This is a genomic window from Robertmurraya mesotrionivorans, assembly GCF_050971805.1.
Lineage (GTDB): Bacteria > Bacillota > Bacilli > Bacillales > Cytobacillaceae > Robertmurraya_A.
Genome location: NZ_JBPCCH010000044.1, coordinates 1 through 1636, shown reverse-complemented (window position 1 = coordinate 1636; position 1636 = coordinate 1). Strand labels below are relative to the sequence as shown.

Below are 1636 nucleotides of genomic sequence, written 5' to 3'. Positions count from 1 at the left end.
TGATATGCTCCCGATAAAGTAGACAGATGAAATAATAAAAAATCTGTTTACTTTATTGGGGGTTTTTTTATGGCGAAAAGTGCATATTCAGCACAAGAAAAATTAGAATTTATTATCAAATACCAAAACAGGAATTCATCCATTCAAGCTTTCTGTCAACAACATAAAATAACTGAAGATACATTAAATAAATGGATTTATCTATATCAGACATATGGAATGGACGGACTTCAAGGATCAAAAGGATGGAAACGTTATTCCAAAGATGTCAAAACAGCTGCAGTCCTTGATTATCTTTCTGGGAACTATTCTATGAATGAGGTTGTACGGAAGTATGAAATGTCCAGTCGTTCACTTTTGAAACAATGGATAAGGAATTATAATGATCATAGAGAATTAAAAGAGATGAAAAGGATGAATAACTCTATGATTAAAGGCCGGTCCACTACACTAGAAGAACGTTTGGAAATTATTATGTACTGCGTACAGAACAGGAAAAATTATCATCAAACATCTGAACATTTTAATGTTTCCTATCAACAGGTATATCAATGGGTGAAGAAGTTTGAGAAAGAAGGAGAAGACGGTCTCAAGGATAAGCGCGGCCAGTGTAAAGCAGAGCCGGAGTTAACCCCCGAAGAAAAGATCCAACGCGAAATGAAGCGATTGGAAAGGGAAAATGAGCGTCTTCGGGCCGAGAATGCATTCTTAAAAAAGTTGGAGGAGCTCGAAAGGAGGCGTTTAAAGAAACGTCATTAAGCCAAATTCGATTAACCGATAAATATATAGCTATTCAGGAACTTCATGAGGCAGAGAAATTCTCCATTGTGCTATTATGCAAGATTGCGAGAATTCAACGTTCTTCTTATTATAAATGGCTTAATCGCACCCCTTCAGATAATGAGAAATTGAATGAGAAAATTCTAGAGGAGATAAAAAGTTTATATGCGAAAGTGGACGGAATATATGGATATCGTCGCATGACGATGAACCTGAACCGTACCTTATCAACGCCTATAAATCATAAGCGAGTATATCGATTGATGAGAATCGCCGGAATCCAATCGTTGATTCGACGCAAAGGCAAAAAATATAAGCCAAGTACACCCAAACATGTCGCTGAAAACATCTTGAACAGAGAATTCACCGCAGAGAACCCAAATGAAAAATGGTTAACAGATGTGACTGAAATGAAATACGGGGCTACACATAAGGCTTATTTGAGTGCAATTTTAGATTTGTGCGATGGATCCATTGTTAGTTATATATTAGGCACTTCTAATAATAATTCGTTGGTATTTAAAACTTTCGAATTAGCGTTGGAAGCTAATCCGGGAGCAAAACCCCTCTTCCATAGTGATCGAGGATTTCAATACACTTCCCCTGCTTTTAAAAGGAAAATTGATAAAGCAGAGATGGTTCAAAGTATGTCGAGGGTAGGAAGGTGTATCGATAATGGACCAATGGAGTCTTTTTGGGGAACATTGAAAAGTGAAAAGTATTATCTGAACAAGTACAGCACCTTTGAAGAGTTGAAAAAAGACATTGAGGAGTACATAAAATTTTATAATTATGAAAGATTACAAAAAAGACTAAACGGCCTTAGTCCCTTAGAATACAGGGCTAACGCCGCTTA

At 36.6% G+C, this 1636-nt stretch carries 1 protein-coding gene; it reads left to right on the top strand.

Translation table 11 applies throughout. The features are described 5' to 3' along the window. Positions 1-69: 69 nt before the first annotated feature. A protein-coding gene (locus tag ACRX5O_RS25120; protein WP_433908434.1) for an IS3 family transposase occupies positions 70-1636 on the top strand; the annotation gives its coding sequence in 2 pieces (ribosomal slippage) (positions 70-721 and positions 721-1636; 1568 coding nt annotated over the 2 pieces). This gene is flagged as partial in the annotation.